27 protein-coding genes are annotated in these 25,736 nt (G+C 65.4%); 14 read left to right on the top strand and 13 right to left on the bottom strand.

Going from position 1 to position 25,736, the window contains the following annotated elements:
- Positions 1 to 136 precede the first annotated feature (136 nt).
- The 3 genes from GOC52_RS19215 (at position 137) to GOC52_RS19205 (ending at position 3,261) form a co-directional block, all read left to right on the top strand.
- Positions 137 to 2,455, top strand: coding sequence for a TonB-dependent receptor (locus GOC52_RS19215; protein ID WP_191850166.1), 2,319 nt, complete (start codon positions 137 to 139; stop codon positions 2,453 to 2,455).
- Between the two features lie 95 nt (positions 2,456 to 2,550).
- The gene (locus tag GOC52_RS19210) at positions 2,551 to 2,940 is read left to right on the top strand and encodes a hypothetical protein (protein ID WP_043401253.1); all 390 of its coding nucleotides are present in this window, start codon (positions 2,551 to 2,553) and stop codon (positions 2,938 to 2,940) included.
- A gap of 24 nt (positions 2,941 to 2,964) precedes the next feature.
- Positions 2,965 to 3,261, top strand: coding sequence for a hypothetical protein (locus GOC52_RS19205; protein WP_191850164.1), 297 nt, complete (start codon positions 2,965 to 2,967; stop codon positions 3,259 to 3,261).
- A gap of 7 nt (positions 3,262 to 3,268) precedes the next feature.
- On the opposite strand, the gene GOC52_RS19200 is transcribed toward GOC52_RS19205, so the two are convergent.
- Positions 3,269 to 4,774, bottom strand: a complete 1,506-nt coding sequence (locus GOC52_RS19200; protein ID WP_191850162.1) for a YifB family Mg chelatase-like AAA ATPase — start codon at positions 4,772 to 4,774, stop codon at positions 3,269 to 3,271.
- A 400-nt stretch (positions 4,775 to 5,174) separates the two neighbouring features.
- Between GOC52_RS19200 and GOC52_RS19195 the strand changes: the two genes are divergently transcribed.
- On the top strand, positions 5,175 to 6,125 hold the full coding sequence (locus tag GOC52_RS19195; protein ID WP_238794412.1) for an Abi family protein: 951 nt from the start codon (positions 5,175 to 5,177) through the stop codon (positions 6,123 to 6,125).
- Positions 6,126 to 6,189: 64 nt separating this feature from the next.
- Here GOC52_RS19195 and GOC52_RS19190 read toward each other — a convergent pair whose 3' ends face one another.
- Complete coding sequence (locus GOC52_RS19190; RefSeq protein WP_053443632.1) at positions 6,190 to 6,678, bottom strand: hypothetical protein; 489 nt, start codon at positions 6,676 to 6,678, stop codon at positions 6,190 to 6,192.
- Between the two features lie 45 nt (positions 6,679 to 6,723).
- Positions 6,724 to 7,080, bottom strand: a complete 357-nt coding sequence (locus GOC52_RS19185; RefSeq protein WP_191850160.1) for a hypothetical protein — start codon at positions 7,078 to 7,080, stop codon at positions 6,724 to 6,726.
- 650 nt (positions 7,081 to 7,730) lie between these two features.
- On the opposite strand from GOC52_RS19185, the gene GOC52_RS19180 reads away from it, so the two are divergent.
- Together GOC52_RS19180 and GOC52_RS19175 are read left to right on the top strand one after the other, a co-directional pair.
- Positions 7,731 to 8,333: a DUF998 domain-containing protein gene (locus GOC52_RS19180; protein ID WP_191851483.1), complete on the top strand. Its 603-nt coding sequence runs from the start codon at positions 7,731 to 7,733 to the stop codon at positions 8,331 to 8,333.
- 55 nt (positions 8,334 to 8,388) lie between these two features.
- A complete protein-coding gene (locus GOC52_RS19175; RefSeq protein WP_191850158.1) occupies positions 8,389 to 8,754 on the top strand; it encodes a hypothetical protein in 366 nt (121 codons plus the stop codon).
- A 151-nt stretch (positions 8,755 to 8,905) separates the two neighbouring features.
- On the opposite strand, the gene arr is transcribed toward GOC52_RS19175, so the two are convergent.
- Positions 8,906 to 9,340, bottom strand: coding sequence for an NAD(+)--rifampin ADP-ribosyltransferase (arr, locus tag GOC52_RS19170; protein ID WP_043401276.1), 435 nt, complete (start codon positions 9,338 to 9,340; stop codon positions 8,906 to 8,908).
- A gap of 126 nt (positions 9,341 to 9,466) precedes the next feature.
- On the bottom strand, positions 9,467 to 9,718 hold the full coding sequence (ubiK, locus tag GOC52_RS19165) for a ubiquinone biosynthesis accessory factor UbiK (protein ID WP_019661550.1): 252 nt from the start codon (positions 9,716 to 9,718) through the stop codon (positions 9,467 to 9,469).
- Positions 9,719 to 9,854: 136 nt separating this feature from the next.
- Here ubiK and GOC52_RS19160 point away from each other — a divergent pair, with 136 nt between their 5' ends.
- Positions 9,855 to 10,193 (top strand): P-II family nitrogen regulator, encoded by a 339-nt coding sequence (locus GOC52_RS19160; RefSeq protein WP_005411374.1) that lies wholly within the window; start codon positions 9,855 to 9,857, stop codon positions 10,191 to 10,193.
- Positions 10,194 to 10,318: 125 nt separating this feature from the next.
- Here the strand turns inward: GOC52_RS19160 and GOC52_RS19155 are convergent, their stop codons facing one another.
- A complete protein-coding gene (locus GOC52_RS19155) occupies positions 10,319 to 10,978 on the bottom strand; it encodes an RIO1 family regulatory kinase/ATPase domain-containing protein (RefSeq protein ID WP_043401280.1) in 660 nt (219 codons plus the stop codon).
- 436 nt (positions 10,979 to 11,414) lie between these two features.
- Between GOC52_RS19155 and GOC52_RS19150 the strand changes: the two genes are divergently transcribed.
- Positions 11,415 to 12,320 carry an aspartyl/asparaginyl beta-hydroxylase domain-containing protein gene (locus GOC52_RS19150; protein ID WP_049435834.1) on the top strand — a complete coding sequence of 302 codons (906 nt, stop codon included), beginning with the start codon at positions 11,415 to 11,417 and terminating at the stop codon, positions 12,318 to 12,320.
- Positions 12,321 to 12,442: 122 nt separating this feature from the next.
- Here the strand turns inward: GOC52_RS19150 and speE are convergent, their stop codons facing one another.
- Complete coding sequence (gene speE, locus GOC52_RS19145; protein WP_010482074.1) at positions 12,443 to 13,297, bottom strand: polyamine aminopropyltransferase; 855 nt, start codon at positions 13,295 to 13,297, stop codon at positions 12,443 to 12,445.
- A 191-nt stretch (positions 13,298 to 13,488) separates the two neighbouring features.
- Between speE and speA the strand changes: the two genes are divergently transcribed.
- Both speA and GOC52_RS19135 read left to right on the top strand, forming a co-directional pair.
- Positions 13,489 to 15,378, top strand: a complete 1,890-nt coding sequence (gene speA / locus GOC52_RS19140; protein WP_191850156.1) for an arginine decarboxylase — start codon at positions 13,489 to 13,491, stop codon at positions 15,376 to 15,378.
- Positions 15,379 to 15,421: 43 nt separating this feature from the next.
- The gene (locus GOC52_RS19135) at positions 15,422 to 15,742 is read left to right on the top strand and encodes a DUF6122 family protein (RefSeq protein ID WP_191850154.1); all 321 of its coding nucleotides are present in this window, start codon (positions 15,422 to 15,424) and stop codon (positions 15,740 to 15,742) included.
- Positions 15,743 to 15,830: 88 nt separating this feature from the next.
- On the opposite strand, the gene GOC52_RS19130 is transcribed toward GOC52_RS19135, so the two are convergent.
- The 3 genes from GOC52_RS19130 to GOC52_RS19120 are packed head-to-tail and all read right to left on the bottom strand — an operon-like array spanning position 15,831 to position 18,096.
- On the bottom strand, positions 15,831 to 17,150 hold the full coding sequence (locus tag GOC52_RS19130) for a sensor histidine kinase (protein ID WP_191850152.1): 1,320 nt from the start codon (positions 17,148 to 17,150) through the stop codon (positions 15,831 to 15,833).
- The gene (locus tag GOC52_RS19125) at positions 17,147 to 17,806 is read right to left on the bottom strand and encodes a response regulator transcription factor (RefSeq protein ID WP_019661545.1); all 660 of its coding nucleotides are present in this window, start codon (positions 17,804 to 17,806) and stop codon (positions 17,147 to 17,149) included. Before GOC52_RS19125 ends, GOC52_RS19130 begins: the two co-directional genes overlap by 4 nt.
- Positions 17,806 to 18,096, bottom strand: a complete 291-nt coding sequence (locus GOC52_RS19120; protein ID WP_010482069.1) for a PepSY domain-containing protein — start codon at positions 18,094 to 18,096, stop codon at positions 17,806 to 17,808. The genes GOC52_RS19125 and GOC52_RS19120 overlap by 1 nt, the downstream gene beginning before the upstream one ends.
- Positions 18,097 to 18,247: 151 nt before the next feature.
- Between GOC52_RS19120 and GOC52_RS19115 the strand changes: the two genes are divergently transcribed.
- On the top strand, positions 18,248 to 18,682 hold the full coding sequence (locus tag GOC52_RS19115; RefSeq protein WP_043401290.1) for a PepSY domain-containing protein: 435 nt from the start codon (positions 18,248 to 18,250) through the stop codon (positions 18,680 to 18,682).
- 83 nt (positions 18,683 to 18,765) lie between these two features.
- Here GOC52_RS19115 and GOC52_RS19110 read toward each other — a convergent pair whose 3' ends face one another.
- The 3 genes from GOC52_RS19110 to GOC52_RS19100 form a co-directional block, all read right to left on the bottom strand.
- The gene (locus GOC52_RS19110) at positions 18,766 to 19,248 is read right to left on the bottom strand and encodes a hypothetical protein (RefSeq protein ID WP_019661543.1); all 483 of its coding nucleotides are present in this window, start codon (positions 19,246 to 19,248) and stop codon (positions 18,766 to 18,768) included.
- Between the two features lie 126 nt (positions 19,249 to 19,374).
- The gene (locus GOC52_RS19105) at positions 19,375 to 20,583 is read right to left on the bottom strand and encodes an NAD(P)/FAD-dependent oxidoreductase (protein ID WP_049453979.1); all 1,209 of its coding nucleotides are present in this window, start codon (positions 20,581 to 20,583) and stop codon (positions 19,375 to 19,377) included.
- A 13-nt stretch (positions 20,584 to 20,596) separates the two neighbouring features.
- A complete protein-coding gene (locus GOC52_RS19100; protein ID WP_019336294.1) occupies positions 20,597 to 21,091 on the bottom strand; it encodes a lipocalin family protein in 495 nt (164 codons plus the stop codon).
- A gap of 182 nt (positions 21,092 to 21,273) precedes the next feature.
- Between GOC52_RS19100 and GOC52_RS19095 the strand changes: the two genes are divergently transcribed.
- The 3 genes from GOC52_RS19095 to GOC52_RS19085 all read left to right on the top strand — a co-directional run bounded on the left by GOC52_RS19095 (position 21,274) and on the right by GOC52_RS19085 (position 25,550).
- Positions 21,274 to 21,522 (top strand): hypothetical protein, encoded by a 249-nt coding sequence (locus GOC52_RS19095; RefSeq protein ID WP_006474562.1) that lies wholly within the window; start codon positions 21,274 to 21,276, stop codon positions 21,520 to 21,522.
- A 141-nt stretch (positions 21,523 to 21,663) separates the two neighbouring features.
- Positions 21,664 to 24,033 (top strand): DUF3772 domain-containing protein, encoded by a 2,370-nt coding sequence (locus GOC52_RS19090; protein ID WP_099559887.1) that lies wholly within the window; start codon positions 21,664 to 21,666, stop codon positions 24,031 to 24,033.
- 602 nt (positions 24,034 to 24,635) lie between these two features.
- Entirely contained in the window at positions 24,636 to 25,550 is a 915-nt protein-coding gene (locus tag GOC52_RS19085) for an IS110 family RNA-guided transposase (RefSeq protein ID WP_010480741.1), read from the top strand.
- Positions 25,551 to 25,736: the final 186 nt, after the last annotated feature.

Here is a 25,736-nt window from a genome sequence, read left to right as displayed (position 1 = left end):
CCTCTGCCACTGACCGGCGCGCACTGCGTCGTCGCTCCCTCAACGCAATCGCATCGCCAGCCAGGGCGCCGACACCGGTGCTGCAACGCGCTGGGCGTGCGCCTGCGCCGCTCTCTCCCTGCACCTGGATCTGTCCATGAACACCCCACCCACGACGCGCCTCGCCCTGGCCATCATCGCGGCCATCACCGCACCTGCGTACGCCGCAGAAACGCACGATGCCGCGCACGACGCGCCCACCACGCTCAATGCCCTGCAGGTGATCGCCACACCGCGCGGCGCCGCCGTTGCACCGACCCAGGTGGTCGGCCCCAACCGCTACATCATCAAGGCAGAAGACCTCGACGCGATGGTCACCGGCAACAACGGCCTGGCCATGCTGAAGCAGGTGCCCGGCGCCAGCTATACCGCCACCGACGGGCTGGGTCTGGATATCTCGGCCACCAGCCTGTTCGTGCGCGGCTTCCGCATGAATGAAATGGGCATCACCTTCGAAGGCGTGCCGCTGAACGACAACGGCTTCCTCTCGCTCACCGGCACCAGCGTGGTGAATGTGGGCGTGCCCGATGGTATCGGCGCGATCACGGTCAGCCCTGGCGGCGCGCCGGTCAGCGTGTTCTCCAGCAGCGTCAATGGCGGCAGCCTGGAATACCGCCTGCGCGAGTTGCAGGACACGCCCAGCCTGCGCGTGAAGCAGGGCGTGGGCAGCAACAGCACGCTGGTCACCACCGTGTCCGGGCAGAGCGGTCAGCTCGGTGAGCATGGCCCGAAAGTGCTGGTCGACCTGCAGCGTGTATCGGCCGACAAGTACCAGGGCGAGGGCACGCAGGACTTCCTGCGCGGCGACCTGAAGCTGCAGCAGGACGTCGCCTGGGGTGACTTCACCGTGTTCCTGTCCGACAGCAAGGCCAAGGTCTGGGGTTACAACAACATCTCCTTCGACATGATCCGCAAGCTGGGCTGGAAGGCCGACATCTTCTATCCGGATTATGCGTGGGCCTGGTACGTGGCTTCGCCGGAAAACGCGGACAAATCCTGCGGCGCCTACACCTGCGGTGAGCTGTCCGAACTGATTCCGTACGACACCGGCCAGACCACCCGCGACCGCGTGTCATCGATCAACCATCGCTTCCAGATCACCCCGGCGCTGAGTGGCAACGTGCAGCTGTACAACGCCAACAGCCACACCCAGGCCACGCTGACCGACCCGACCGTACCGTCGCCCAACGGCGCACCGTTCTCCGAACAGGTACAGACGCCGCGCCTCAACCGCCTGGGCGGCATGGTCAACCTGCAGCTCGAGACCGGCGCGCACACCTTCACTGCCGGCTTCTGGCAGGAGAAGAGCAAGGCCGCGGCCAAGACCGAGTGGTACCAGCAGCCACTGCTGGGCGAGGGCCCGCCGCTGAATGCCACCGGCCCGTTCGACGTGTACGGCCCCGCGTTCAAGACCGACAACGCATCGAGCTGGGTGACCCGCTCGCGCCAGTTCTACCTGCAGGACGACATCGTGCTGAACGACACGCTGAAGCTGGGTGTCGGCCTCAAGGCCGTGGACTTCCGCACCCGCGGTGGTGGCCTGGGTGATGCCAAGGACCGGCCGGTGAACGGCACGCTGCGCGCGAAGAGCAACTTCCTGCCGCACGTCTCGCTGTTCTGGAGCCCGACCGAATCCACCGATGCCTTCATTGACCTGGCCAACACCATGAACGGCTACCGTGTGGCCCAGCGCGGCAACATCGGCTACACCGCCTCGGCATGGACCATCACCGACCAGGAAGAGTTCGACCGCGTGGCCGGCACGCTGCGCCCGGAGAAGAACTGGAACCTCACCGTGGGCGCATCACACCGCTTCGACCGGCTGACGATCACCGGCGACGTGTTCTACAACGACATCCGCAACCGCCTGCTATCAGCAGCCATCGGTACCCAGTTCGCGCAGATCAACACGGTTCGGCTGATGCCGAAGATGCATGTGATCGGCGCAGACCTTGGCATCACCGCCGACCTGACCGACCACCTGCAGTTCTACCAGGGCATGGCCGTGGCCCGTTCGTACTACGACAGTGATTTCGTCGTGGGCGACACCGTGTACCCGATCAAGGGCAATGCCCAGCCGGGCTACCCGCAGATTTCGCTGGTCAGCGACCTGTCCGCGCACTTCGGTGACTGGCGCTTTGGTGCAACCAGCACCTCGTACCTGCGCCAGCCTTTCACCTACGAGAATGACATCCGCGTGCCGACCTTCTGGCAGGTCAACACCTATGCCGCCTACCGCTTCGGTGCAGACAGCGCAGTGCCCGGCCTGGAGCTGCGGCTGGACGTGAGCAACCTGTTCAACCGCCACAATATCGGCACCGCCACCATCGCCGGCTCGTCGTTCTCGGGGGACTACCAGACCCTGCAGCGCAGCGCGCCACGGCAGCTGATGTTCAGTACCTCGATGACCTTCTGAGTAGATCCACGCCATGCGTGGATAGCTGACCCCTGCCAGAGGCACGCCTTGCGCAATCAACAGGGATTTTCTGGCGGCGACGCAAGGTTCCCACAATGTTGCTGGGTCATCCTGTCGGCATGGCTCAGTACAACCCGCGATCACCGTTGTTCGACATCCAAAGCCCGGGACGGCCCCGGCAGGCGCCGTCCGTGACGCCTGTGATCGACCTGCAGGCCGAGTACCAGTTCTGGCACGTCTACGAGCGCGTGGTCCGTCCGTTGCCCGGTGGGGGGCTGCGGCAGGCCTGGCTGGTGTGCCAGAAGGTGTACCGGGACCGGTGGCAGCACCCGGACGACAGCGACGAGGCGGCGTTGTCACGGGTGCTGTTTGGCGGGAACATGACGGCTGGCCGGGCGTCGGAACTGGCGGAGCTGCACGCGCTGGTCAGCCGTCGGGTGGCGTCGCTGGCGAAGCGGGGTGTACTGTTCGGACGCGGCCGCTGAACCGCGAATTTGCCGAGAGTTCCGATGGTTCTTCTTCCTGGGCAGTACCGCATCCTGGCGTATCGCGGATTCCATGACCTGCCGCGAATGATGCTGGTAACCGATAGCGCATCAAAGCGCTGGGTGCTTGACTGTCCGTTCGAGGACGAACGGGATGACTACGCGCCGGTGTATCGCATTCATGCCGTGGATACTGATATCACGGGGCCTTCGGAGGTATGGGAGCGTCACACTCTTGGGCTACTGCCCGACATTGGCGCCCTTTCAGTGAATAGCCTGCAGTTTGACGAGACGCGGCGCGCCTCCTTCATCCTGATGTGATCTTTCGTCATACTCCCGGCTTTCCCCGATCCAGCTGCCGATAGCCAATCGCCTCAGCCAGATGCGCCGTCCGGATCACCTCGCAACCCGCCAGATCCGCAATCGTGCGCGCCACGCGCAGAATCCGGTGCATCGCCCGTGCGGAAAGCTGCAGACGTTCAATCGCCTGCTCAAGTAGATCCTGATCGGCCTCGCTCAGCTTCGTGCACGCCCGCAGCGCCGCCGGCGGCAGATGTGCATTGAGCCCGCCACGTGCCTGCTGCCGGGCATGGGCGGCTTCCACCCGTGCACGTACCGCAGCACTGGGCTCACCCAGCGGCGTGCTCTCCCGCAGCTCCACCGCGTCCATTCGCGTTACGCCGATATGCAGATCGATGCGGTCCAGCAGCGGGCCGGACACTCGCGCACGATAGCGGTTGATGCGCTCGTCGCTGCACAGGCAACGGTTGCTGCGGTCACCGGCCCAGCCGCACGGGCAGGGATTCATCGCAGCCACCAGTTGGAACCGCGCGGGGTACTGCACGCTGCGCGCCGCGCGGGCGATGCGGATGTGGCCGGATTCCAGTGGCTCGCGCAGGGTTTCCAGCGCGCTGCGGTTCCATTCTGGGAGCTCATCAAGGAAGAGGACTCCATGGTGGGCCAGTGATATTTCACCGGGGCAGGGCGGGTTGCCCCCACCCACCAGCGCCGCCGCGCTCGCGCTGTGATGGGGCGCTCTAAAGGGCCGCTGCCGCCAACGTCTTGGGTCCAGCCCTTCGCCACTCACCGACGCAATCGCGGCAAGCTGCAGCGCCTCAGTCTCTTCGGTATCCGGCAACAGGCTGGGCAGGCGCGAGGCCAACAGTGTCTTGCCGCAGCCAGGACTACCGATCAACAACAGATGGTGCCCACCGGCAGCGGCCACTTCCAACGCGCGCCGTGCATGCGCCTGCCCGCGCACGTCAGCCAGATCCGGCAGCGGCAACGGCGTCGTGTCCACGCGCTCCACGGGCGGCAACAGGCGCGGGTTGCCCAACCCGGCGCAGCATTCCAGCAGCGTGCGCGCCACACGCACATCCGCGTGCTCGGCCAACGCAGCCTCTGCGGCATTCCCTGGCGGCACCACCAGGATGCGCCCGGCTTCAGCGGCCGCGATCGCAGCCGGTAGTGCACCGGCCACCGGCCGCAGTTCGCCGGTCAGGCCCAGCTCGCCCAGGAACTCGTACTGCAGCAGCGACTGTGGATCGACCTGGCCACTGGCTGCCAGAATGCCCAGGGCGATGGCCAGGTCGTAACGTCCACCTTCCTTGGGCAGGTCGGCGGGCGCGAGATTCAGAGTGATGCGTCGCTGCGGAAAGTCGAAGCGCGCGCAGAGCAGGGCGGCGCGCACGCGCTCGCGTGATTCGCGGACGCTGGTCTCGGCGAGGCCAACGATCTGGGTGACAGGCAGGCCGCCAGAGAGGTGCACTTCCACCCGCACCAGCGGGGCATCGACCCCGGCGCGGGCACGGCTGTGGACCAGCGCCAGGCTCATGTGTGGATTCCTGCAGAAAGACGCTTGATGGTGCGGCAGGTGCTCTGCAGGGACTATCGGGAATTGCCGGTGAAGCGGCTAGGGGGATTCCTGCAGACCGTTGGAGTGCGCCTGCGCGCTTCGTAGCGGCCGGTGTTCGCGATCGAGTGTCGGAACTCAACCGGTATGACGTGGAACAACGCCGGGGAATAGGCCGTTGCCGCTCGCCCGGGCCGGCCTTTCACCTCACTGGATCTGCGCCCGCGAGACTGCGGAAATCCAAGAAAATTCCCTATGAAGTGCTTTTCGTACAGGCATTTACATTTCACCGGAACTACACACATTTACTTGAAGGTGAGCAAAAGGGGCGCTAAAATTCACCCAACACACCCGCCAAGCCTCTGACGCGCTAGTTCGCGACATGCTCAAATTGGCGGGTTTTTTTTGCCTGCTGATTGGAGTCAGGATGACTCACTACCGCAAACCACCCCTGTCGATTCAGGAGCAGTTGGATCTCCTCCAGCAGCGCGGGCTGGCCATCGGCGACGCCGCCAATGCCAAACGCTATCTGCAGCGTGTTGGCTACTACCGCCTCATGGGCTATCTCTGCACACAGCGTGTGCCCGGTAGCGACAGCTTCCGAGCTCAAGCGACATTCGAAGAAGCGGTCAGTCTCTATGAATTCGATAGGGCCCTTCGAGACCTGGTAATGGAGGCCGTTGGCCATATCGAGGTCGCAACGCGGACCGTGCTCACGTACCACTTTGCCCATGCCTATGGCGCCTTCGGCCACTTGGAGCCGCGCAATCTGGCATTCACCGGGCAGGAGTATGCGGATTGGCTCGGCGGCGTCGAAAGCGAAGTGACGCGCTCCAGGGAGGCGTTTATTCGGCACTACAAGGACAAGTACGCCTCACCCGCATTCCCCAGAGTACCGATCTGGATGGCGACAGAAGTCATGTCGCTCGGCTCGCTTTCTCGCTTCTACAAAGCGCTGCACTCCAGAGAACAGAAGGCTGTTGCGGGTGAGATGCTGCTGGCCGCGCCGGTCTTCGCAAACTGGCTGCATGTCACCAGCGTGGCGCGAAACGTCGTTGCACACCACAGTAGGTTATGGAACAAGGAGCTCGGTGTTTCGGCAGTTCGTCCACGGTCGGCAGGATGGTCTGAGCGCGAGGCGCCATACGCACCGAATCGTTGCTTCTTTCTGTTGCTCCTGCTTCGCAGACTTCTGGAAGCGACGACCGCTGATTTCAGGGATTGGCGTGAACGTGTCGATACCCACCTCTCGGCTGGCCTGACGACCGAAGTCCGAACGAGAAGCATCGGGGCTGCGACTGGATGGCAGGACCATCGCCTTTGGCGCGGGTAAGTCCCAGGAGGCGCCGCTTCCTCCAGACATTTGTTGCGAATGGACCGGTTAGGGGGGGGGGCGGTCAATGGCGGCCCAGCACCCCAAACAGACACCGCTGCTCATCCAGCACCAGCCCATTGAAGCGCCCAAACCGCGTCTCAACCCACGAAGGCCCAGCGCTTTCCACCAGCAATCGCCCTTGGCTCTGGTGCAGATCCAGCCAGCGCTCGAAGCTGATGCGCAGACGCTCGATATCCGGTGCCCGCCAGCGGGCATCGGCGGGCATGCGGATCAGCACGCGCGAGGGCGCGTTCTCCACGTCCATCACCACAACGCCCTTGCACCGGATCTCGAAGGACGTTGCTCTGGCATAGCGTGTATGCAGTTCAAAGCCTTCGTGGGCCTTCGCGCTCACGAAGCCGAGTGCATCACTGTGCAGCAACCGGTAATCGGCCGGTTGCAGCTTCTGGTAGGCCCACACCTGATCGCCCGCGGGCTCGGGCCATGCTGCCCATACTGCGCCGATCACCGCGATGCACACCGTCGCAGCGGCCAGGCCGTGCTTCTTCATTCGTCACCCCGCACACAGGCAGAAGGGTTCGCGCCATAAACGCGCTCAGTCCTTGGGTCGCATCCGCTCGTGGATGAAGGCGGTCAGCGCCAGATCGGCCATCACCAGCCCCTCCATCACCCGGTCGCCGACGTACTGTTCGGGCTCACCGTTCTGGCGCGTGCGCTCGGCCGCCAGCAGGATCTTCTGCACGATGCGCTGGCCGGTGAGCGCGCAGTCGGCGTCGGACAACTGCATCTGCCGGCTGCGCAGGTGATGTCGCTCGGGCCAGGGCTGGCCGTCGGCCGCAGCGCCCGCACCGATGGCGTGCAGGATGGCGATGAGGCTGTTGGGGTCCAGCGCGGGCGCGGGTGACGGCGCTTCCTGGATCGGGCGCGGGGGCGGGGAGTGCGGTGTGGTCATGGCGGGCTCCGTGCATGCAGGCGGACGCCGCCACCGATAAAGGTGGCGGGCAGAGCGTGGCTCGAAAACCGGGCTATTAGGAAGAAACCGGCGGGCACAAGGCCCCCACGCCCCGCCCGCCATAGCTGGCAGACGGAATGCCAGCCGACACCACGCAAGGTGATGCCGGCTGGCAAGTGCAAACAACATCCTAATAGCTCGGGTTTTCGAGGCCCGGCCACCCGTTTTCGGTGGCGATACCAGAGTTGCCTGACGTAGTTGGGAATGCCAAGGGGGAGGGGGCAATGCCGCCAAAACCCGAGACGCTTTTGGCATTGTCGCATAGCGTGGAAAGGGGCGAGAGCCTTGGTGTGCTAGGCGCAGCGGCACTTCTGGAACGGAGTCGTCAGAAACTTCCGTCAGAGATGTAAGGGGCGGCAAATGCGACAGCACTCGCCCATCGAGCATGCGTGATCGCTCATGCAACCGAACCGCTGCGACACCGGCTGGATGGTTTAAATGACTTCCTGCCTATTGAACCTAACCGAGTGCCGCGCGCAACCTGACTACCGCTGTAGTCAATCAAGGCCGTCCTGCTCGCAGCAGCAAGGTTCTGCAGCGTTCGAATGGATTCCACCCACTGGCGCAGGCCAAAACAAGGATCACTGTACGTGTTACGCCGCAATCGACTTCTTCTGTCTGCGGGTCTGGTCCCGCTTCCGTGGTTTCTGTTCTGGACCAGCGTTGCCGCCCTGTTCGCGCCGGGCTACAACCCGCTTGCACAGCACGCCAGCGAACTGCTGCACGCGCCAACGCTTGCAAGCATCTGCGGCAGAATCGCCGCCATCGGCTCCGGTATGGGCTTCGTGGCGTTCTCCATCGGGGTGTGGCGAGAGTCCGGCCGCCGCATTGCCGTGGGCGCGATCTGCTGGATGATCTTTGGCATCTCCATGCTGACCAACGGTCTCTGGCCCATGGGCCATCCGATGCACGGCTTCTATACCATCGGCATCGCAAACATCATTGCACCGGCGATGTCGCACATCGAACTGAGTGCGTGGTCTGCCAACCGAAGGGCGTACGCCGCGACCGCTATGGTGAGCATCGCGAGCATCGTCTATCTCTGGTTGAACGTGGTGGGAGCGGACCCGGAAGGGTTCAGGGGGCTGACACAGCGCCTGTTCTCGTCGATCAACTCGCTGTGGCCATTCCTGGTTGCGCTGTATCTGCTGCGAAGGGGTTCAAGCGTGCTGAAGGCGGAGCCGACGTATTGATGGGCGGGCGTGCAGGCACATGGACGACCATTGAGTGTGTGGGGCTGAGAAGGGGATGAGGATTTTTCGCCGTCAGCTGATCTACGTTCGAGTGCACCAGGACCACTTCATTGCGCGCGTGGTGGGTGGAGACAGGACCATCCGTCGTCAGTGTCATGCCCTTGGCAATCGCGCGGGCCCGATCAAGGACTTTTCGAGTATCCGGCCCCTGCTCAAGGCGATCTTCTCGGAACTCCTGCCTGGGTTCTCTCTCGTCAAGCCGTGGGGGCTCCTGCATTTTGATCCGATTGAGTACCCGGTCACGAAGGAAGAACTGGCCGGGTTCCAGAAGGCTGTCATGCGAAGTGGTGTGAGCTTCTGTTTTCTCTCCACGTGGGAGCAGCGGCATGAAGACAAGGATCTGTTGAAGATGTTCAAGTAGTGCCGGCCCGATACTTCGTTCCAGGCCAGGCAAATTCGTGGTTGGGTCTGTTCAAGGTACTGCGAGAGTCCGCTCTTGGCCGGGAGCGGACATCGTTCGACGACCTGCTGCGTTGATCCTCCGTCGGCCAAAGCACGTGTCTCTCCTTCCCTCAATTGATGATCTCCCCACTCCCCGAAGCAACAAACGCCTTCAACTGCCGGACGAACTCCGCGTCATACAGCTCCCACTCCACAATCTCCCCCACAATCCGCAACGGCTGCGTACTCCGATACGACCGCGTCGGGTTCCCGGGAAACTTCTTGTTGGTCACATTCGGATCGTCCTCAAACGGCCCGGTCGGCTCCACCACATACACGCGCGGCCGCCCCTCACCGCGGGCCATCTCCGCAGCCAGCCCAGCGCCCTTGGCAATCGTGGTGAAGTAGATGTGGTTCATCACCACGCTGTCGCGATAGTTGGAGCGGAAGCCCGCACTCAGCAGCTCGCCCACCGCCAGATCGGCGCGGGTGCCGTGATAGAACGGCCCGGCGACCTGGTCGCAGGTGTCATGCGAAACGGGTGTCCATTCGGTGTCCTGCGCCATCGCTGCTGCCCCTCTCTGTGCTGCCGGATCGACAGGCCGGCGAGTCTAGGGCGCCCGGTGGTCCTTGCTGCAAGGCCCTATCCGGGAAATAATCTGTAAACGGGAGGCGCAGTGCGCCTCCTTTTTTCATTCTGCGGCGCCGCGCCCTTCCAGCTCGCGCACGGCGGTTTCCAGCGCATCCAGCTTTTCGCGGGTCTTCAGCAGCACGGCGCGCTGCACTTCGAACTCCTCGCGGGTGACCAGGTCCAGCTTGGCCAGACCCGCCTGCAACGCGCTCTTGAAGGTAGCCTGCAGTTCCTCGCGCGATTCGCGCAGGCCCGGCGGCACCAGGTCGCTCAAGCGACGGGCAAGGTCATCCAGTTGGTTCAGGTCGATCATGGGGGTACTCCGTGGTGCGGGCGGGCCGTGCAGGCCACAAGGATACTGCTGGGCCGGTCGCCCGCACAGGCGTGGGCTGTTTCGCACCGGGCGCGTTCAGGCGCTATCCTCCACGCCGGAAGACAGGAGATAGACGATGAAGATGGTCATGGCGGTGATCAAGCCGTTCAAGCTCGACGACGTGCGCGAAGCACTGGCCGAGCGTGGGGTTACCGGCATCACGGTGACGGAAGTGAAGGGCTTTGGTCGCCAGAAGGGCCATACCGAGCTGTACCGCGGCGCGGAGTATGTGGTCGATTTCCTGCCGAAGGTGAAGCTGGAAGTGGCGGTGACCGATGACCAGGTGGAGGCCGTGGTTGAGGCCATCGTGAAGGCCGCCGGCACCGGCAAGATTGGTGACGGCAAGGTGTTCGTGTACGACCTGGGCAGTGTGGTGCGTATTCGTACCGGTGAGCTGGACGCGGACGCGTTGTAACCCGTTCGGCGGGATGTTGTAGAGCCGAGCCGATGCTCGGCTGCATTTCGCGCGATGCAGGAACAGCAGCCGAGCACGGGCCCGGCTCTACAAAGAGCGGTAAAGCGGTCGAGCGAGCTCGCCCCCTACCGGCGCTTGGCCCACTTGTAGAACCGCTTCCAGCCCTGGCGCACGGCAGCGACCCAGCCGGGGTCGGCCACCAGTGCGGCCTGCGCGGCACTCGGGGCCTGGCCGGTCATGCGCTGGCGGATCTTCAGCAGGTTCTTCATGTCGCTGCGGCGCATCTGCCGGCTGAGCGGGTTGCGGCGCAGCCAGCGCGGGGCGCGCCAGGCGGAGGTGAAGTCCAGCAGCACCGGCACGCCGCCGCTGACCACCACGTTGGTGCCATGCAGGTCGTTGTGGGTGATGCCGGCGGCATGCAAACGGCTGAGCGCGTGCTGCAGCTGCTCGAACACTTCATTTCCCACGGCCTGCGCGGTGCTCAGGGTCTGGCCGGGAATGAACTCCATGCCCAGTGCCAGGCCACCCAGGGTGCCAAGCAGCGCGGGGGCATGCTTCCAGCCGCCCAGGCGCTGCAGCATGCGGGCCTCACGGCGCACCATCAGCCGCGCGATCAGTGAAACGGGGGTGCCGCGGTAGCGGGAGTAGTCCTTGATGACCGCCTCGCGCCCGTCCAGGCAGGTGCGATAGACGTCGGGGGCCAGGAAGCGTTCGCCGCGCTTGAGCAGCAGCGGGGTGGCGGCGTCTTCGCCGCAGGAGGAGGGGGGCAGGGCAGGGAGATGCATGTCGGGGTCTCGGTCGACCCGGTGGGTGGCGCAAAGCGTCAAGCGAACCGGTGTTACAGGGAGTTACTAAGTTTTCGTTAATTTTAGTACTCGCCAGTTCGCTATTCCACGATTTGTCGGAGAAATGTCGGGGTCGTGGCTGGAACAGTTCGTCGCACCCGATCGGACAATTCCGTCTCACTTCGTCTTTGGTTCTTTAAAAATCAATAGGTTGGGCGTCGCGTCGCTTCGTTCATCCGCGGCCCGCTGAACGTCACGCACGTCCGGCTTGACCCCGACGCACGGCCTGCCGACCATAAGCTGTTAATTCGCGACATCGGCGGCCGCCCCTTCCTGGCACGTCCCCGTTCCCTGCCGCGGTCCCCACCGGTGCTGGCCGCTTGGCCGTGCATCGCCCTGTTTCCCGTTCCGGCTGCGGCTGGAGGAAAGTGTTTTGATCATCAAAATCGTCATTGCAGCGCTGTTCGTCGCCTGCGTGCTGTACATCCACTTCCGTGGCAAGGTTCGCGCGCGCTGGTCGCGCCAGCTGCTGGACCACTCCAGTTTCATGGCCCCGATCAACGTGGTCATGTACATGTTCTCGAAGGTGCCGACTACGCCGTTCCTGGACCCGGCCAAGGAGTTCCCGCAGCTGGAGCCGCTGCGCCAGAACTGGCAGATGATCCGCGACGAGGCGCTGGCGCTGCGCGATGCACAGAAGATCGCGGCCTCCAGCACGTTCAACGATGCCGGCTTCAATTCGTTCTTCCGCCGTGGCTGGAAGCGCTTCTACCTGAAGTGGTATGGCCCGTCGCACCCGTCGGCGAAGGCGATGTGCCCGAAGACCACGGCGTTGCTGGAGTCGCTGCCGGACGTGCGCGCGGCGATGTTCGCGCAGCTGCCGTCGGGCAGCGAACTGCGTCCGCACCGCGATCCGTTCGCCGGTTCGCTGCGCCTGCACCTGGGCCTGGCCACGCCGAACAACGACGGCTGCTACATCGAAGTGGACGGCATCAAGAAGAGCTGGCGCGATGGCGAGTGGATGATGTTCGACGAGACCTACATCCACCACGCGCACAACGAGACGCCCGATGACCGCGTGATCCTGTTCTGCGACATCGCCCGCCCGCTGCGCTTCGGCCTGCCGAGCCTGTTCAATCGTGCGGTGGCGGCCACGCTGCTGGCCGGCGGTGCCTCGCCGAACCTGCCGGGTGACCCGACCGGTGGCGTCAACAAGGCGTTCGGCAGCGTCTACAAGGTGCGCCTGAAGGCCAAGGCACTGCGCGAGCGCAGTGTGGTGGCCTACCAGGTGATCAAGTGGGGCCTGGTGGTGGCGGTGATTGCAGGTATCTGGGCGCTGTGACTGTAGAGCCGAGCCTATGCTCGGCTTGATTTATCGCAACCTGTCCGAAGAGCAGCCGAGCATGGCTCGGCTCTACAGAAAGCAAAAACCCGCGCTGTCGCCAGCGCGGGTTTTTGTTTGGATCAACCCTTCAGTGCCGCTTGCACGAACGGCGGGGTCACCAGCACGCCGGTGTGCAGCGCGGCGGTGTAGTACAGGGTGTTGAAGGTCTTGGCGGCCGAGTCGGCCTGGCGGAAGTCGAAGCTGCTGTCGCCCTTGCGCGCCATGGTCACGCTCCACCAGCCGGTGGGGTAGCACGGCTGCGGGAACGGCAGGGTCTTGAACGAACCGAAGCCGGCCTTGCCCATCTCGGTGCGCATTTCGTTGATCAGCTCGAGCTGCATCAGCGGCGACTCGGACTGCTGCACCAGGATGCCGTCGTCCTTCAGGGCCTTGAAGCAGCTCTCGTAGAAGGCCTTGTTGAACAGGCCTTCGCCGGGGCCGACCGGGTCGGTCGAGTCCACGATCACCACGTCCACGCTGCCGGCCGGGCAGTTGGCCATGTAGGCCACGCCGTCGTCGAACAGCAGCTCGGCGCGGGCGTCGTCGTTGGAGTCGCACAGTTCCGGGAAGTGCTTGCGCGCCATCACGGTGACCTGCTCGTCGATATCGCACTGGGTCACGCTCTCCACGCCGGTGTGCTTGAGCACTTCGCGCAGGGTGCCGCAGTCGCCGCCACCGATGATCACCACGCGCTTGGGCGCGGCGTGGGTGAACAGCACCGGGTGGCTGATCATCTCGTGGTAGAAGAAGTTGTCCTTGCTGGTCAGCATGATGGCCCCGTCGATGGTCATCAGGTTGCCCCAGTCGGTGGTCTGGAAGATCTCGATCTTCTGGAACGGCGACTGCACCTCGTCCAGCTTGCCGGTGATGCGGTAGCCGATGGCCGAGCCGGTGCGCTCGAAGTGTTCGATGTACCAGTTGTTGCTGTCAGTCATTGGAAAACAGTCCTGTTCGGAGGGGTGGAGCCGGGCTGGCGGGCGGGGCCGCGTGGCACAGATGCCACATCCGGACGGATCGGCCCGTTCAGGTTGAAACCTGTCACGGGCGCGGGCGCGCATGATAACGAACCTGTGGGCATATAGGCGTTATCATGCCCCCCCTTTTATTGCCAACAAGGCCGACTGAAATGACCGATTGGTCCCTCGACCAAGCCCGCAAGACCTACTCGATCCCGCATTGGGCGGACGGTTACTTCGACGTGGATCAGGCCGGGCACATGGTGGTGAGACCGACCGGGGCGGACGGCCCGGTGGTGTCGCTGCCCAAGGTGGTCGATGCTGCGCGCGCGGCGGGCGCCAAGCTGCCGCTGCTGGTGCGCTTCCCGGACATCCTCGGCCAGCGCCTGGGCAAGCTGCAGGCGGCCTTCGGCCAGGCCCAGCAGGACTGGGAGTACAGCGGCGGCTACACCGCCGTGTACCCGATCAAAGTCAACCAGACCCGTGGCGTGGCCGGCACCCTGGCCAGCCACCACGGCGAGGGCTTCGGCCTGGAAGCGGGCAGCAAGCCCGAGCTGATGGCCGTGCTGGCGCTGTCGCGTCCGGGTGGCCTGATCGTCTGCAACGGTTACAAGGACCGCGAGTACATCCGACTGGCCCTGATCGGCCGCAAGCTGGGCCTGCAGACCTTCATCGTCATCGAGAAGCCGTCCGAGCTGAAGCTGGTGCTGGAAGAGTCCAAGGCGCTGGACGTGAAGCCGGGCCTGGGCGTGCGCATGCGCCTGGCCTCGCTGGGCGCCGGCAAGTGGCAGAACAGCGGTGGCGACAAGGCCAAGTTCGGCCTGTCGCCGCGCCAGCTGCTGGACCTGTGGAAGTCGCTGCGTGACACCGAGTACGCCGACTGCCTGAACCTGCTGCACTTCCATATGGGCTCGCAGATCTCCAACGTGCGCGACATCGCCAACGGCATGCGCGAAGCCACCCGCTACTTCGTGGAGCTGTCGCGCCTGGGCGCGAAGATCACCCACGTCGACGTGGGTGGTGGCCTGGGCGTGGACTATGAAGGCACCCGCTCGCGCAGCTTCTGCTCGATCAACTACGGCCTGCATTCCTACGCCAGCAACATCGTGCAGCCGCTGGCCAATGCCTGCGAAGAGTTCGGCCTGACCCCGCCGCGCATCGTGACCGAGTGCGGCCGCGCGATGACCGCGCACCACGCTGTGCTGATCGCCAACGTGTCGGAAGTGGAAGAGGCGCAGGAAGGCCGCGTGCCGGACCAGCACGATGACGAGCCGGCGGCGATCCGCCACCTGCGCGAGATCCACGACGAACTGGACGTGCGCCCGGCGGTGGAGCTGTTCCAGGAAGCGCAGCATTTCCATGCCGAAGGCCTGGCCAGCTACGCGCTGGGCCAGATCGACCTGCCGCAGCGTGCGCGCATCGACGATCTGTTCTACGCCATTGCCCACGGCGTGCGTGCGCGCCTGAGCTATGACGAGAAGAGCCATCGCCCGGTGCTGGACGAACTGAACGAGCGCCTGGTCGACAAGTACTTCGTCAACTTCAGCGTGTTCGAATCGATCCCGGACGTGTGGGCGATCGACCAGGTGTTCCCGATCGTGCCGATCGAGCGCCTGGACGAAACCCCGGACCGCCGCGGCATCATCGCCGACATGACCTGCGACTCGGACGGCATGGTGGAAACCTATGTCGAGAACGAGAGCCTGGACAGCTCGCTGCCGCTGCACAAGATGAAGCCGGGTGAGAGCTACCGCATCGGCTTCTTCATGGTCGGCGCCTACCAGGAAATCCTGGGCGACATCCACAACCTGTTCGGCGATACCGACGCGGTGGAAGTGCTGGCCGACGCCGATGGCTACGCCATCACCCAGCAGCGCCGCGGCGACACCACCGACGTGATGCTGGATTACGTGGGCTACCGCCTGGACGAACTGCGTGCGACCTATGCGCAGCGCGTGGCCGAGGCGAAGCTGTCGCCGGAACGCGCGCAGGAGCTGTCGGAGGCACTGGAAGCCGGCCTGACCGGTTACACCTACCTGTCCGACGAACCGCTGGTCTGATGATTACGGGAACGCCGGGCATGGCCCGGCGCTACCGGTCACCATGAGCGCCCGCGCGATCTTCCACCTGTTCCTGCATGCCGCCGTGCCAGCCCTGCTGGCATGGCTGTTCTGGCGCAAGCGTTTCGCCTCGGCATGGTTGCTGATGCTGCTGGGCTGGATCATCGATCTGGACCATCTGCTGGCCGATCCGATCTACGCACCGAACCGCTGCAGCATCGGTTTCCACCCGCTGCACACTGCACCGGCCATCGCCGCCTACGCGGGGCTGTGCGTGCCGAAGAAGACCAGGTTGTTCGGCATCGGTTTGATCATCCACATCGTGCTGGACGCGATTGATTGCTGGTGGATGCACCACCGTTGATGCTTGATGCGTGTCGACCAAGGTCGACACCTACCGGGTGCGGGTGAACCGGTAGCGCCGGGCGGCGCCCGGCGAGCGCAGCGGTGCGTCACGCCACGGGCAACCACAACGTCGCACGCAACCCCGGCTGTACATTCTCCAGCGCCACGCGCCCGCCATAACTGGCGGCGATATCGCCCACGATTGCCAGGCCCAGCCCGCTGCTGCCCTCGCGCTCATCCAGCCGCACACCGCGCTGGGTGACCTGTGACAGTGACTCCGCGGCCAAGCCCGGGCCGTCGTCGCGTACTTCGATGCGTAGCTGTCCGTCGCTGATGTCTGCGGTGATGTCCACCTGCTGTCGCGCCCAGCGCCCGGCGTTGTCCAGCAGGTTGCCCAGCATCTCTTCCAGATCCGCACTGGCGCCGGCGAACTGCAGCGCCGGATCGATGCCTGCCGCCGTGAACGTGATGCCACGTTCGCCATGCACGCGTGCCATCAACCGGCATAGCGCCTGCGCGACAGTCGCAACGTCGCTGCGCTGGCGATGGTCTGCGGCCAACCCTGCCGCCAGGTAACGGTCAACACTGGCCTGCATGCGTGCGCTCTGCTCGCGCACGGTGGTCCGCCAGTCCGCGCCGTCGCCGTCAGCCTCGGTGGCCAGCACGCTCAATGGGGTTTTCAATGCATGCGCCAGGTCCTGTGCACTGGTGCGCGCGCGCGCGACCATGCGTTGCTGGTGCTCCAGCAGCGCGTTGAGTTCTTCGCCCAGTGGTGCGACCTCTGCCCCCAGTCCCTGCGTGTCGATGCGTTGCGCGTCGCCGCGCCGCACCCGTTCCAGCTGTGCACCGAGGCGGTGCAGCGGACGCAGGCCGAAGTGCACCTGGCTGGCCAGCACCGCCAGCCACGCTGCGACCAGCACACCCAACGCGATGGCGGTGCGCTGCCGAAACGCGGCAACATCGGCATCCAGCGCGCTGCGGTCGGTGGCGACCACGGCCACGAACGGTTCACTGGCACGTGGCAGGCGCACCTGCTGCACACGTGCGCGCAAGGATTGCTGCAGCGGCCCGGCCAGGTTGCGCGTGGCCGGGCCAGTGACGGTGGTGGGAAGCGTTTCATCCCACAACGAGCGTGACTGCAGCAGCACGCGGCCATCGGCACCGGCGATCTGCCAGTAGGAACCGGAGAACACCCGCTGGAAGCGCGCGTCATTCGGTTGCTGGCGCAGGCGCAGCTGTCCTTCCGGGTTCACTTCGGCCTGCGCCAGCAGGGTCAGCATGTCCTGCTGCAGTTCGTGGTCCAGCCGATCACGCGCGCTGCGCTTGAACAGTTCGCCCAGTAGTGCGCTGGCCAGCAGCGAAACCAGCAGCAGGCCGACGCCGCCAGCCAGCAGCAGGCGCCGCCGCAGCGAGGATTGCCGGCTCACGGCGCGGCCAGCCGCCAGCCCTGGCCGCGCACGGTCTGGATCAGATCGATGCCGAGCTTGCGGCGGACCCGACCCAGCAGCATGTCCAGCGCGTTGGAGTCCGGGTCGTGGCCGCCTTCGAACACCTGCTCACCCAGACGATCACGGCCGATCACCTGGCCGCTGTGGTGGATGAAGTAACTGAGCAGGCGGAACTCCTGCGGGCTCAGCGCCAGCGGCTGTCCGTCCAGTTCGAAGCGGCCGGCGTTGACGTCCAGCTGCAGCGGCCCGCAGTGCAGTCGCGGGCTGGCATGGCCATGGCTGCGGCGGATCAGGGCGCGCATGCGCAGCACCAGTTCGTCGGCCTGGAACGGTTTGGTCAGGTAGTCGTCGGCACCGGCATCGAAGCCGGCCAGCTTGTCGTGCCAGCGCCCGCGCGCGGTCAGCACCAGCACCGGAAAGCTGCGGCCATTGCCGCGCCAGCGCTCGATCACGCTCAGTCCGTCCAGGCCGGGCAGGCCGAGGTCAACGATGGCCGCCTGCAGGTCCTCGATCTGGCCGATCTCCTCGGCCTGGCGGCCATCGGCAACCACATGCACCACGTAGCCGGCCTGCTCCAGCAGGGGCACCAGGCGCTGTGCCAGTGCGGCATCGTCTTCGGCCAACAGGATGCGCATCAGTCGTCGAGCTCCGTCTTCAGCAGCTTTCCGCTGCGCGCATCATAGTCCAGCTCCACCACCACGCCGTCGCCGCGCAGGATCTCCACTTCGTAGACACCATCGTCCAGCTCCACTTCCAGCAGCTGCCCCGGAAAGCGCTTGAGTGCATCGCGCACCACGCTTTCCAATGGCACGTAGCGGCCCTGCTGCACGGCACGGCGCGCGACCTGCTGCGCCGGGTCCTGGACGGGCGCGGCGGCGGTAGGAGCGTTGGCCAGGGCCAGCAGCAGGGGCAGGGTGGAGAGCATCGGGGCGCAGGGAGGGCTGTAGGAACAGGCGTGAGTGTGCCGGGGGTGACTAACAGCTGGCTAACAGTGCCGGCTAAGGCGCTGTTAACCACGGGGTGCATTGTGGCGTTGCCGGGATGGTCCGGCCACGAACACGAACAGGAGAACCCCCATGTTGAAGTCGCTCACCCTCGCCACTGTTGCCCTGCTGACCGTCGCGCCGGCCGTACAGGCCGCGCCGCTGGGCATGGCCCAGGTTGAACAGACCCTGCGCAAGGCCGGCTACACCCAGATCCACGAGATCGAACGCGATGATGGCCTGTGGGAGGCCGACGTGAGCCGCGCCGATGGCCGCTTCAGCGAGGTCTACGTGGACCCGAAGACCGGCGAGATCTTCGACGAGCACAGCGGCCGCGCGCTGCTGACCACCGAGCAGGTGCTGGCACGGGCACAGGCGCATGGCCTGCGCGAGATCCATTCGCTGGAACGCGATGGTGCGACCTGGTCGCTGGAGGCCCGCAATGCACGCAACCAGAAGGTGGACGTGCGCCTGAGCGGTTATGACGGCCGGATCCTGCACAGCGAGCGCGATGGCTGGCTGGATTGACGTTTGGCCATGTAGAGCCGAGCCCATGCTCGGCTTTGCGGCCAACCGTAGCCGAGCATGGGCTCGGCTCTACAGGAGCTGGCTTACCAGCCGTACGGCGGCGGGTAGTCCCAATAGCCCGGGCCGCGGCCGTAATAGCCGCCATACGGACCGAAGAAGCCCGGTCCCTTGCCTTCGCTCACGTGGATGTTGACGTTGACCCCGTGGGTCTTGCCTTCATCGGTGGTGTAGTTCTTGCTCAGGTTCAGCGTGGCGGCGTTGTAGTGGCTGTTGCCACCGTTCTTGGAATAGCCGATGCCGGTGGTGAAGCTGCCGGACACCTTGACCTTGTCGTCGGTCACGTCGGCGATCTTCGCGTCGTCGTGCACGCGCGGGCCGCTCTTGTCGCCGTAGTACGTGCCCGGCGGGTCCTGCTGCAGGGCCGGGTCGTTGAGGTAGCGCATCGGCGCCTGCGGCAGCGTCAGGTCCAGGCCGGCCGCCTGCGGCGCGGTGGCGCCTGCGGCGGACTGGGCCAGCACGGTTCCCGGCAGGGCCAGGCACAGCAGCAGGGTCAGGGGGCGGATCATGACGGCGCTCCAGCGGACAGGTGGCCACGCAACACGCGGCGGTACAGGCCGACGCTAGCAGGGGTTGCTTGAATGATGCCTGTCGGCGCCCGCTTACGGTAGAGCCAGGCCATGCCTGGCTGCAGGCTACAACCGGCCGAACCCGAACAGCCCCTCCAGCGCATGCGTGCGCCGCTCGATCCGGGCCCGCAGCAGCTGCGCGCCGATCATCGAATAGGTGATGCCGTTGCCACCGTAGGCCATGGCGAAGTGCACCCGCGGGCCCCATTGTTCGTGCGGGCCGAAGAACGGCAGGCCATCAGCGGTCTCGGCGAAGGTGCCGCCCCAGGAGAACGCCGGCACCGGGTCCAGCCGTGGGAACCAGCGCAGCAGCTGCTTCATCAGCTGGTCGGCCTTGCTCTGAACGCGCCGGTCGCGGCGGGCGGGGATGTCGATGGCGTCGTCCAGCCCGCCGACCAGCAGGCGCTGGTCGCCGGTGGCGCGCAGGTACAGGTAGGGGCGTGCGCTTTCCCACACCATCGTGGTGCGCAGCCGGCCGAGCACGTCCGCATCGATGGGATCGGTGATGAAGGCGTAGCTGCTGCGGTTGCGTGCGACCCGTTGCTTGAGCCAGCGTTGGTTGGCATAGCCCATGGCCAGCACCACGTGGCGTGCGCGGATGGTGGCACCGGCTTCGGTACGGGCGGTCACCCCGCGCGCGGTAGCATCGAGGCTGTGCAGTACGGTGCGGTCATGCACATGGCCGCCGCGCCGACGCAGGCGCTGCAGTAGCGCATAGGTCAGCCGATACGGATCAACCCGGGCCGCCTGCCGGGTCAGCAGGGCGCCGCCGGCCTCAACGTCGAAACGTTCCCGCAGTGCCTCCGGGCCCAGCCAGCGGGCATCCAGGCCGATACCGCGACGGGCATCGCCCTCGGCCATCAGGCGCGGCACGTCGCGATGGCGGCTGGCCAGGTACAGGCTGTCCATGCGCTGGAAATCAACGTCCTTCAGGCCGCGAGCGACCTCGCCCAGCGCCGGAATGGCCTCGGCACAGGCGCGGTAGGCCAGCGCGGCGGCGTCCTGGCCATAGCGTTGGGCCAGTTCCAGCAGATGGGTATCGATCTCGTACTGCAGCAGCGCGGTGCTGGCCGCCGTGCTGCCCCAGCCGATGTCGCGTTGTTCGATCACCGCCACGTCGTGGCCATGCCGGGACAGCTCGTCGGCAATCAGTGCACCGGTGATGCCGCCGCCGACCACCAGCACGTCGCAGCGCAGGTCCTTTTCCAGCGGTGGGAAGGCGTGGATCAGGCCGTTGCGCACCGCCCACCACGGGTAACCACTCTTCAGGTCCATGGTCGTGTGCGGCTCAGGCCGTGGGCTGGCCGGTATGCGGGGTCTGGATCAGTTCGGACAGATCGAAGCCCTGCAGGCGGGCGGACGCCAGATAATGGTCCTGCACGGTGGCGTCCAGCTGCGGTTCGCGGGCCAGCAGCCACAGGTACTTGCGGTCCGGGCTGCCGACCAGCGCGACGCTGTAGTCCGGGGCAACCTGGATCACCCAGTAGTCGCCCTTGGCGAACGGCAGCCAGCGCAGGCCCTTGGGCAGGAAACTGACCTCCAGGCGCGCGCTGTCGTTGTCGATCGCGCAGGCCTCGCCGGTGGCCTCTTCGATCTCGCCGTCCATGCGGCAGCGGTTGGTGACGCCAACGTTGCCGTTGTCGAGCAGGGTGTAGTGCGCCGACACGTCGGTGCAGCCTTCCGGTTCATGGCGCATCGGCAGGCGTGCGATCTCGTACCAGGTGCCCAGGTAGCGGGGCAGCTTGAGGTCGGCAACGGTCTTCAGCGGCGGGTGCTCGGTCATCGGCGGTCGTGGCAGGGGGGGGCCTCCACGATGCCGAGGGCCTTGCCATGGGCGGGTGAAGCCGGGGCGATGGCCGTGTCCAGAACGTTCCGTCGCCGCTGCGGCGTGCCCGTTGTCACCGGTGCGGCGGTATCCTGCGGCCAGCGCCGTGTTTTCCTGATCCAACCGAAGTGGAGGTGCCGATGTACCAGGTGATCCTGTTGAAGAGTGAATCCGCGTTCGCACGCGAACAGTGGCCGCAGGTCGATGATCTGGTCGACTACGAAGGCGTGTCCTACAGCCTGCGTGCCGGCCCGCGCCAGCCGCTGCCGACCGACCACGACTGGCATCCGGTGGCGGTGTACGCGCCCGATGAGATCACCGAGGAAGAGTTCCAGGACTGGTACGCGCTGCAGCAGCCGACCGTGGAAGAGCTGCGCCTGAAGTACTGATACTGCTGCGCGTCGCCCATCCGCCCTTTACCGCCTGTGCCGTATAGTCGCGCGCAGGCGCGGTGGTCCGCGCGAACCGGTGTGGCTGGCGTGTCTTCTTTCCTGCGATCGATCCGTGCACGGGGCCCTTGGTGGGTCCTGATGCTGTGCACCGCCCTCCTGCTGTCCGCGCCGGTGCTGGCACAGGATGAAGACCCCACGCCGAAGCAGCAGCTGGCGCAGATCGAGTCCAGCCTGAAGGAGATCGATCGCAAGCGTGGCGATGCTGAAGCCATCGAGACGCTGGCGATGCTGTCGGAGAATGCCTCGCAGGTACGGCGTGACGCCGAGGCGCTGGAAAAGGCGCTGCAGCCCCAGCTGGTTCGCCTCGACGAACAACTGGCGCAGCTGGGCACGCCTGCCGAAGGCACCACCGAGCCGCCCGAACTGGCGGCGCAACGGCGCACGATCAACAAGCAGCGCGACGGCCTGGCCGCATCGGTGGCGCAGGCCAAGACCAGTGCCGTGCGTGCCCAGCAGCTGGCAGCCGACATCGACCAGCAGCGCACTGCGCAGCGCGCCGAAGACATGGGGAAGAAGGTCGCCTCGCCGTTGTCTCCGGCACTGTGGAGCAAGGTGGCCGAGCGCCTGCCCATCGATATCGCACGCGTCGCGCCGTTGGCCGAGCAGGGGCGCGATACGTTCGTTGCCGGCGTCCGGGCCAATGGCTGGGGCACGCCGTTGCTGGGCCTGATCGCCGCGCTGGTGATGATGTTCCCGCTGCGGCTGTGGCTGCGCCGCTTGGGGCGGCAGTTCGCCGCGTCCGATCGTGCGCCTGATGGACGCCTGCGCCGTTCCGGCCTGGCCATGTGGTTGTTGCTGGTCGGCACGTTGCTGCCCGGCTATGCCGTGGTGGTGCTGATGGCGGCGCTGGACGCCATCGATGCCATCGCGCCGCGCCTGCAGGTGGTGGCCGACGGCCTGGAGACGGCCACCTTCCGCGCCGCCTTCATCGCTGCACTCAGCGCCTGCATGCTGGTGCCCAAGCGCCCGTCATGGCGGCTGTTGAACCTGGACGACACCGCCGCGCTGAAGCTGCGCAAGTACGCGTGGGGCGCGGCGGCGCTGGCCTGGCTGAGCACGGTGCTGATGGCCCTCGACCAGGCCACGCGCACCAGCGATGTCACCACGGTGGCGCTGGATGGCCTGATTGCCCTGACCTACCTGGGCCTGATCATGGCCATGCTGGTGACCCTGGCACGTCTGCATCGCCGGCAGACCGCCGAGGCCGAGGCCAAGCTGGAGGCACAGGCCGATGGCGTGGGCGCGGCCACGCCGGTGCGCCGCAGCAGCTGGCTGGTATTGGCACGCGTGGCGGGCAACGTCGCGGTGGTGGCCGCCATCGTCGCGACGTTGCTGGGCTACCTGAACTTCGCCAAGTTCGTGAACCAGCAGCTGATCGGCGGCAGCATCGTGGTGCTGGCAGCGACCCTGCTGTTCAAGTTCGTTGATGACCTGAGCACGTGGATGCTCAACGCGGACAGCAAGGTGGGCCAGACAATCCTGCTCAGCACCGGCCTGAGCGTGTCGCGCCTGGAGCAGGCCGGCGTGCTGCTGTCGGCGGCGCTGCGTACCGTGGTTGTGCTGCTCACGCTGCTTGCCCTGGTGGCACCGTTCGGCAACATCGGCGCAGTGGTGGACCGATTCACTTCTCTGTTCACGACCGGCTTCGATATCGGTGGTACCAAGCTGGCACCGGCAGGGATCGTGATGGCGGTACTGGCGCTGCTGGCCGGCCTGGCGATCACCCAGCTGGTGCAGCGCTGGCTGACCGACACCTACCTGCCCAAGACCGAACTGGATCTGGGCGCACGCAATTCGGTCAGCACCGTCGCCCGTTACGTCGGCATCATCATCGCGGTGATCTGGGCCCTGAGCGCGATGGGACTGCAGCTGAGCAAGCTGGCACTGCTGGTCAGCGCGCTGTCGGTGGGTATTGGTTTCGGCCTGCAGGTGATCACCCAGAACTTCGTCTCCGGCCTGATCCTGCTGGCCGAGCGCCCGGTGAAGATCGGTGACTGGGTGAAGCTGGGTGATCAGGAAGGCGACATCCGCCGCATCAGCCTGCGTTCGACCGAGATCCAAGTGGGCGACAAGTCGACGCTGATCGTGCCCAACTCCGAGCTGGTCACCAAGACCGTGCGCAACATGACGATGGGCAACAACCAGGGCCGCATCCAGATCCAGTTCGCGGTGCCGCCCAGCACCGATGTCGGCAACCTGCGGCAGGCGCTGCTGGATGCGTACACCGCGCACACCAACGTGCTGAATCAGCCGGCACCGACGGTCTACATCGACAGCATTGCCGGTGGCCAGATCACCATCAACAGCTTCGCGTACGTAGCCAGCCCGCGGCAGGTGTATGCGACCCGCAGCGATCTGTACTTCAGCCTGCTGCAGATCCTGGCGGAGCGGAACATTCCGCTGTCGACCCCGACCGACATCCACATCACCCGCGATCCGCAGGAGTAGGGGGTGTTCTGCAGGGCTGCGCCCTGCACCCGCCGAAGCAACGTCAACCGCAAGAGCAACAGCAAAAGCTGGCATTCCGAGGATTGGCGGGGTGGGTCCGGTTGCGGGAGACGCCGTAAACCCATCCTTGGGGGCTTGGCCGCGGCATCCATGCCGCGGACACTCCCGCAACCGGCCCCACCCCGCCTTCGACAGATTTCCGCGATCTGTTGGAATTGCTTTTGGGGTCAGATCCGTTTTCCGTAGGAAAACGGATCTGACCCCATTTTGATTTTCGATATCTGACAGATTGTGTCGACCAAGGTCGACACCTACCGACAGCCGCAGGAATCTGTCAGAGGTGGGGCGGTGTCGGAGTGCGGGGTGTCAGCCGCATGGATGCGGCTGCCAAGCCTTATCTGATGGAAATCTGGCAGCGTAGGTGCCGAGAGCCGGCGTGGGCCGCCGTGTAAGCCTGGATCTCGACGATCGCCTTGGAGCTTGGCGCCCACGCCGGAATCTCCCTTGATCCGCCCGAACAGTTGCTGGAGCTGACACTCGCAGTGATAAGACTGGGCAAGCGGGGGAGCTCTCGACCCTTCCAGACTATACGGAGTCCGGTGATGAACGGGATCGGGATTGATGTCAGCAAGCGCCAACTGGATGTCGGCACGACGGACGGAGAGACCCTGCAGGTCTGCAATAACCGCTCCGGCTTTTCTGAATTGGATGTTTGGCTGAAGAAGCGTCCGGTCAGCCAGATCGTGCTGGAAGCCACCGGCGGCTACGAACGACCGGTGCTGGATTTTCTGCACGCAGTGGGCCATCCGGTGGTCCGCGCCAATGCCCTGCGGGCCCGCAGGCTGGCTCAGGGGATGGGGCAGATGGCCAAGACCGACCGGTTGGATGCCTATGCATTGGCGCAGATGGCGGCCTTGGTGAAACTTCCGGCCTACCAACCGCTGGAGCCTTGGCAGCAGAAAATGCGGGAATTCGTGCGGGCACGTCGACAGGCGATGCACGCGCTGACCATCGCGCGGCAGCAGCTGGAAATGGTCGGTGATCGTGAATTGCGCCGGCTACTGCAGGCCAACATCACCCGCTTGCAGACGCTGGTTGAACGTCTGGGAAAGCAAATTGCCGAGCAGGTTACCCAGCAGCCTCAACTGGCTGTCCTGAAGTCGATGAAGGGCGTTGGCCCTGGCCTGCAGGCGGTATTGGCAAGCTATCTTCCCGAGTTGGGAAAGATCAGCGGCAAGGCCATCGCCAGCCTCGTCGGTGTGGCTCCGATGTCCCACGACAGCGGAACCATGCGAGGGAAACGCAGCATCCATGGCGGCAGAGCCGAGATCCGCCAGGTGCTCTACATGGCCAGCATGTCGGCCATGCGGCATGAACCTCAACTGCGCGATTTCTACCAGTCGCTGCGAGCCCGAGGCAAAGAAGGAAAAGTAGCCATCGTGGCGGTGATGCGGAAGATGCTGGTGATCCTCAACGCCCGGGTGCGCGACGCTGAAAACGGGTTGGTCCCAGCCTAAGGCCAGGCAGGGCGCAAGACCAAAGGCTGCCGGCCAGCGGCCGGCACTACCGTGCCCGTCTCATGGAGGGGCCAAGCTCCTCCATCAACACAGTTGCTCCAAGGACGGATTCACGGCGTCCCCGCACTCCGACACCGCCCCACCCAACCACGGAATGCACGCTGTTGCCGTTGCTGTTGCCCCGGC

Source organism: Stenotrophomonas sp. SXG-1 (assembly GCF_014083965.1).
GTDB classification, from domain to species: domain Bacteria; phylum Pseudomonadota; class Gammaproteobacteria; order Xanthomonadales; family Xanthomonadaceae; genus Stenotrophomonas; species Stenotrophomonas geniculata.
Note: the sequence above shows the minus strand (reverse complement) of the source record. Positions and strands in the feature narration are given on the sequence as shown.

What these genes read in the sequence shown, in the direction of transcription:
- GOC52_RS19215 (WP_191850166.1), top strand. Translation starts at nt 137, where the DNA reads ATGAACACCCCACCCACGACGCGCCTCGCCCTGGCCATCATCGCGGCC.
- GOC52_RS19210 (WP_043401253.1), top strand. Translation starts at nt 2,551, where the DNA reads ATGTTGCTGGGTCATCCTGTCGGCATGGCTCAGTACAACCCGCGATCA.
- GOC52_RS19205 (WP_191850164.1), top strand. Translation starts at nt 2,965, where the DNA reads ATGGTTCTTCTTCCTGGGCAGTACCGCATCCTGGCGTATCGCGGATTC.
- GOC52_RS19200 (WP_191850162.1), bottom strand. Translation starts at nt 4,774, where the DNA reads ATGAGCCTGGCGCTGGTCCACAGCCGTGCCCGCGCCGGGGTCGATGCC.
- GOC52_RS19195 (WP_238794412.1), top strand. Translation starts at nt 5,175, where the DNA reads ATGCTCAAATTGGCGGGTTTTTTTTGCCTGCTGATTGGAGTCAGGATG.
- GOC52_RS19190 (WP_053443632.1), bottom strand. Translation starts at nt 6,678, where the DNA reads ATGAAGAAGCACGGCCTGGCCGCTGCGACGGTGTGCATCGCGGTGATC.
- GOC52_RS19185 (WP_191850160.1), bottom strand. Translation starts at nt 7,080, where the DNA reads ATGACCACACCGCACTCCCCGCCCCCGCGCCCGATCCAGGAAGCGCCG.
- GOC52_RS19175 (WP_191850158.1), top strand. Translation starts at nt 8,389, where the DNA reads ATGAGGATTTTTCGCCGTCAGCTGATCTACGTTCGAGTGCACCAGGAC.
- arr (WP_043401276.1), bottom strand. Translation starts at nt 9,340, where the DNA reads ATGGCGCAGGACACCGAATGGACACCCGTTTCGCATGACACCTGCGAC.
- ubiK (WP_019661550.1), bottom strand. Translation starts at nt 9,718, where the DNA reads ATGATCGACCTGAACCAACTGGATGACCTTGCCCGTCGCTTGAGCGAC.
- GOC52_RS19160 (WP_005411374.1), top strand. Translation starts at nt 9,855, where the DNA reads ATGAAGATGGTCATGGCGGTGATCAAGCCGTTCAAGCTCGACGACGTG.
- GOC52_RS19155 (WP_043401280.1), bottom strand. Translation starts at nt 10,978, where the DNA reads ATGCATCTCCCTGCCCTGCCCCCCTCCTCCTGCGGCGAAGACGCCGCC.
- speE (WP_010482074.1), bottom strand. Translation starts at nt 13,297, where the DNA reads ATGACTGACAGCAACAACTGGTACATCGAACACTTCGAGCGCACCGGC.
- speA (WP_191850156.1), top strand. Translation starts at nt 13,489, where the DNA reads ATGACCGATTGGTCCCTCGACCAAGCCCGCAAGACCTACTCGATCCCG.
- GOC52_RS19135 (WP_191850154.1), top strand. Translation starts at nt 15,422, where the DNA reads ATGAGCGCCCGCGCGATCTTCCACCTGTTCCTGCATGCCGCCGTGCCA.
- GOC52_RS19125 (WP_019661545.1), bottom strand. Translation starts at nt 17,806, where the DNA reads ATGCGCATCCTGTTGGCCGAAGACGATGCCGCACTGGCACAGCGCCTG.
- GOC52_RS19120 (WP_010482069.1), bottom strand. Translation starts at nt 18,096, where the DNA reads ATGCTCTCCACCCTGCCCCTGCTGCTGGCCCTGGCCAACGCTCCTACC.
- GOC52_RS19115 (WP_043401290.1), top strand. Translation starts at nt 18,248, where the DNA reads ATGTTGAAGTCGCTCACCCTCGCCACTGTTGCCCTGCTGACCGTCGCG.
- GOC52_RS19110 (WP_019661543.1), bottom strand. Translation starts at nt 19,248, where the DNA reads ATGATCCGCCCCCTGACCCTGCTGCTGTGCCTGGCCCTGCCGGGAACC.
- GOC52_RS19105 (WP_049453979.1), bottom strand. Translation starts at nt 20,583, where the DNA reads ATGGACCTGAAGAGTGGTTACCCGTGGTGGGCGGTGCGCAACGGCCTG.
- GOC52_RS19100 (WP_019336294.1), bottom strand. Translation starts at nt 21,091, where the DNA reads ATGACCGAGCACCCGCCGCTGAAGACCGTTGCCGACCTCAAGCTGCCC.
- GOC52_RS19095 (WP_006474562.1), top strand. Translation starts at nt 21,274, where the DNA reads ATGTACCAGGTGATCCTGTTGAAGAGTGAATCCGCGTTCGCACGCGAA.
- GOC52_RS19090 (WP_099559887.1), top strand. Translation starts at nt 21,664, where the DNA reads ATGCTGTGCACCGCCCTCCTGCTGTCCGCGCCGGTGCTGGCACAGGAT.
- GOC52_RS19085 (WP_010480741.1), top strand. Translation starts at nt 24,636, where the DNA reads ATGAACGGGATCGGGATTGATGTCAGCAAGCGCCAACTGGATGTCGGC.